This is a genomic window from Micromonospora sp. MH33 (genome assembly GCF_003013775.1).
In the GTDB taxonomy this organism is placed as follows: Bacteria; Actinomycetota; Actinomycetes; order Mycobacteriales; family Micromonosporaceae; genus Micromonospora; species Micromonospora fulviviridis.
Genome location: NZ_MUYZ01000411.1, coordinates 1 through 4,425, shown reverse-complemented (window position 1 = coordinate 4,425; position 4,425 = coordinate 1). Strand labels below are relative to the sequence as shown.

Annotated in this window: 4 protein-coding genes and 1 pseudogene; 2 read left to right on the top strand and 3 right to left on the bottom strand. The window is 72.5% G+C overall.

Features of this window, described 5'->3' with window-relative positions; all coding sequences use genetic code 11:
• A pseudogene (locus B0E53_RS33395) lies at nucleotides 1-184 on the top strand (AzlD domain-containing protein); the annotation flags it as partial.
• A gap of 113 nt (nucleotides 185-297) precedes the next feature.
• Here B0E53_RS33395 and B0E53_RS33390 read toward each other — a convergent pair.
• From B0E53_RS33390 to nadA, 3 genes are all read right to left on the bottom strand, one after another.
• Complete coding sequence (locus B0E53_RS33390) at nucleotides 298-945, bottom strand: DUF3043 domain-containing protein (protein WP_168215473.1); 648 nt, start codon at nucleotides 943-945, stop codon at nucleotides 298-300.
• A 90-nt stretch (nucleotides 946-1,035) separates the two neighbouring features.
• Nucleotides 1,036-2,391 (bottom strand): UDP-N-acetylglucosamine 1-carboxyvinyltransferase, encoded by a 1,356-nt coding sequence (gene murA / locus B0E53_RS33385; protein WP_107079584.1) that lies wholly within the window; start codon nucleotides 2,389-2,391, stop codon nucleotides 1,036-1,038.
• Nucleotides 2,392-2,605: 214 nt separating this feature from the next.
• A complete protein-coding gene (nadA, locus tag B0E53_RS33380) occupies nucleotides 2,606-3,781 on the bottom strand; it encodes a quinolinate synthase NadA (RefSeq protein ID WP_107079583.1) in 1,176 nt (391 codons plus the stop codon).
• A 44-nt stretch (nucleotides 3,782-3,825) separates the two neighbouring features.
• On the opposite strand from nadA, the gene B0E53_RS33375 reads away from it, so the two are divergent.
• A partial coding sequence (locus tag B0E53_RS33375) for a glycerate kinase (protein ID WP_210406316.1) occupies nucleotides 3,826-4,425 on the top strand: 600 nt, incomplete at its 3' end.

The following is a 4,425-nucleotide window of genomic DNA, read 5'->3' as shown; positions in this document are numbered from 1 at the left end:
CGCGCTGCTGGCTGCCCTCGCCGCCACCGCGGCGCTGACCGAGGCCGGCGGCTTCGCCGGCTACGCCCGGCCCGCGGGGGTGCTGGTCGGCCTGCTGCTCGCCGGGCGGCGGGCGCCCTTCGTGCTGGTCGTGGTCGCGGCGGCGGGCACCACCGCGCTGCTGCGCCTGCTCGGGGTGGCCTGACGACGACACCGGCCCCTCTCCGCCGGAGCGGGAAGGGGCCGGCGAGGGCGCTCCAGGTCGCGGCGGGCGTCAGACGCGCCGAGCTGGGGTTCTCGGAGTCCGGGCCGACCCGGTCAGATCTTGTCGCCGATGTTCACCCGCGGCGCCGGGGCACGCATCTTGCGGAAGGTGATCGACCGCATGATCGCGTAGAAGTAGAGCGAGCCGAGCCGCTCGGTGCTCTTCGGGTAGCGCTCGCGGACCAGCTTCTTGATCTTCCGCGAGATCAGCACCGAGTCGATCACCACGCCGAGCGCCAGGGCGCCCCAGAGCACGTTCGACAGCAGCCGGACGATCGGCGGCATGGCCTGGTTGGAGCCGACAAGCACGATCAGCGCGCCGCCGAAGAACCAGGTGCCCACCGTCCGCCGGGAGTCGACCACGTTGCGGGCCAGCAGCCGCTCGGGGCCCCGGTCGCGCGGGCCGCCCTCGCGCCGGAACTCGGCCGCCGACTCGGCGCGCGCCAGGCGGCGCTGCTCCCGGGCCTCCTCCTTGGTGAGGGGGCGGGCCGGGGCGGCCGGGCGGCGGCCGGCGGTCGGCCGCTTCGGGGTGGTCCGCCCGAGGTCCTTCTTGCTCGGGGTGTGACCCCGGGACTGGGCGGCGGCGGGCGCCTCGTCGGTCGTCACCGGGGTGACGGAATCCTCGACCAGGTCGGTGGGCTTACGGCGAAACAGCGACGGCACGTGGGCAAGGGTAGCCAAACAGCCGCGCCCGGTGCACATCGCGGGTGCACCGGGCCGACGGCGCCAGGTCGCGGCGCGGCGTAAGACGCGTCGAGGGGGAGTTGTCGCAGCGGAAGGAGCGGTGTGACGTCACGGACGCTCGACGTGCGCGCCCAGATCCGCCAGCTTGGCCTCGAAGTCCTCGTAGCCCCGGTTGATCAGGTCGACGCCGTACACCCGGGAGGTGCCCTCGGCGGCCAGCGCCGCGATCAGGTGGCTGAAACCGGCCCGCAGGTCCGGGATGACCAGGTCGGCCGCGTGCAGCTTGCTCGGGCCGGCGATCACCGCGGAGTGCTTGAAGTTGCGCCGGCCGAACCGGCACGGGGTGCCGCCCAGGCAGTCCCGGTAGACCTGGATGTTGGCGCCCATCGTGTTCAGCGCCTCGGTGTAGCCGAGCCGCTGCTCGTAGACCGTCTCGTGCACGATCGACAGGCCACGGGCCTGGGTGAGCGCCACCACGAGCGGCTGCTGCCAGTCGGTCATGAAGCCCGGGTGCACGTCGGTCTCCAGCGCCACCGCGTTCAACTCACCGCCCGGGTGCCAGAAGCGGATGCCGCCCTCCTGGCCCGGCCGGCCGGCGCGCGGCGGGCGCATGTCGGTCACCTCGTACTCGCCGCCGACCGAGCGGAAGATGTTCAGGAAGGTCATCATGTCGGCCTGCTGGGCGCCCAGCACCTCGACGTGCCCCCGGGTGGCCAGCGCGGCCGCCGCCCAGCTCGCCGCCTCGATCCGGTCCGGGATCGGCCGGTGGGTGTAGCCGCTGAGCCGCTTCACGCCCTGGATCTCGATCACCCGGTCGGTGTGGACCTTGATGATCGCGCCCATCTTCTGCAGCACGCAGATCAGGTCGATGATCTCGGGCTCGACCGCCGCGTTGCGCAGCTCGGTGACGCCCTCGGCCATCACCGCCGTGAGCAGCACCTGCTCGGTGGCGCCCACGCTCGGGTACGGCAGGGCGAACTTGGTGCCGTGCAGCCCGTTCGGCGCCGACAGGTGCAGCCCCTCCGGGGTCTTGTCCACCGTCGCGCCGAACTCGCGCAGCGCCTGGAGGTGGAAGTCGATCGGGCGCGGGCCGATGTGGCAGCCGCCCAGGTCCGGGATGAAGGCGTGGCCGAGCCGGTGCAGCAGCGGGCCGCAGAACAGGATCGGGATGCGGCTGGAACCAGCGTGCACGTTGATCTGGTCGGTGCTGGCGCTCTCGACGTTGGACGGGTCGAAGACCAGCTCGCCGTCCTCCTCGCCGTCGGTGACCTTGACGCCGTGCAGGCCGAGCAGCCCGCGGACGACCTCCACGTCCCGGATCCGCGGCACGTCGAACAGCCGGCTGGGGGTGTCGCCCAGCAGGGCGGCGACCATCGCCTTGGACACGAGGTTCTTCGCGCCGCGCACGCGGATCCGCCCTTCGAGCGGAGTGCCTCCGTGTACGACCAGGACGTCGTCGGTCAACGCAACCTCCAGCGCGTTGGTGCTGCCGTGTAGATGAGTGGGGCCCACGATCTGCATCGCTACCCGGAAGGCGGCCCGGTGAAAACCGACCGCGTGTGTCGTCGCCCCGGCAGCATAGCCCTCCGTGACGCAAATGGAATCGGTCACATCACCAGCGAGGGCACGAACCGGGGATTCCGACGCGTTTCCGTACCAGTGATGTGACCGAGGGTGATCAGGCGCCCGGGAGGGCGAGCATCTGGTCCAGCGCGGCCCGGGCGTGTCCGGCGGTGTCCGGGTCCACGGTGATCTGGTTCACCACCCGGCCGGCGACCAGCTCTTCGAGGGCCCAGACCAGGTGCGGCAGGTCGATCCGGTTCATCGTCGAGCAGTAGCAGACCGCCCGGTCGAGGAACATGATCTGCTTGTCCGGGTGGGCCAGCGCCAGCCGGCGGACCAGGTTCAGCTCGGTGCCGACGGCCCACGCCGAGCCGGCGGGGGCCGCCTCGATGGTTTTGATGATGTATTCCGTGGAGCCCACCTGGTCGGCGGCGGTGACCACCTCGTGCCGGCACTCCGGGTGGACGAGCACGTTGACCCCCGGCACGCGCTCGCGCACGTCGTTGACGCTGTCCAGCGTGAAGCGGCCGTGCACCGAGCAGTGCCCGCGCCAGAGGATCATCTTGGCGTCGCGCAGCTGCTCCGGGGTGAGCCCGCCGTTCGGCTTGTGCGGGTCGTAGAGCACGCAGTCGTCCAGCGACAAACCCATCTCTAGGACGGCCGTGTTGCGACCCAGGTGCTGGTCGGGGAGGAAGAGCACCTTCTGCCCCTGCTCGAACGCCCAGTCCAGCGCCCGCTTCGCGTTGGACGAGGTGCAGACCACACCGCCGTGCCGGCCGACGAAGCCCTTGATGTCCGCCGAGGAGTTCATGTACGTGACCGGGACGGTGTCCGCGGCGATGCCCAGCTCGGTCAGCACGTCCCAGGCGGTCTCGACCTGCGACAGCACCGCCATGTCGGCCATCGAGCAGCCGGCGGCTAGGTCGGGCAGGATGACCTTCTGGCGGTCCGAGGTGAGGATGTCGGCGCTCTCGGCCATGAAGTGCACGCCGCAGAAGACGATGTACTCCGCGTCGGGGCGGGCCGCCGCCTCCCGGGCCAGCTTGAACGAGTCGCCGGTCACGTCGGCGAACTGGATCACCTCGTCGCGCTGGTAGTGGTGGCCCAGCACGAAGACCTTCGTGCCGAGCGCGGCCTTCGCCGCGGCCGCCCGGGCCACCAGGTCCGGGTCGCTCGGCGCGGGGAGGTCACCCGGACACTCCACGCCACGCTCGGTGGCGGGATCGCTGCCGCGGCCGAGGAGCAGCAGCGCAGTGGCGGTGTTGGAGGGCTCAACCCAGGTCGAAGTCACGCCGTCCATGGTCCCACAGCGGGACGGCCGCGCAGCCGCCACGGATGTGGCCTGCCACACTGCTCGGCATGCGCGTGCTGCTCTGCCCGGACAAGTTCGCTGGCACGCTGCCGGCCCAGGAGGTGGCCGCCGCGGTGGCCGAGGGCTGGCGGGAGGTCGCTCCCGCCGACGAGCTGCTGATCCGGCCGCTGGCCGACGGCGGACCCGGGTTCGTCGCCGTGCTCGCCGAGGCGCTCGGCGGCCGGCTGCTGCCGGTGCCCACCGTCGACCCGCTCGGCCGGCCCGCCGCCGGTGAGATCCTGCTCACCGACGACGGCGTGGCGTACCTGGAGAGCGCCCAGGCGTGCGGGCTGCACCTCCTCTCCGCTACCGAGCGGGACCCGAAGGCGACCGCCTCCTACGGGCTGGGCCTACTGGTCACCGCGGCGGTCGAGGCGGGTGCGCGAACCGTGGTGGTCGGGCTGGGCGGCTCGGCCACCAACGACGGCGGCGCCGGGATGCTCATCCCGCTCGGGGTCACCCCGCTGGACGAGGCCGGCCGGGCCCTGCCGTACGGCGGGGCGGCCCTCGCCGCGGTGGCCGCGCTGGACGGCGTGCCCCGGCTGCGCGGCGCCGCGCTGGTCGCCGCCACCGACGTCGACAAC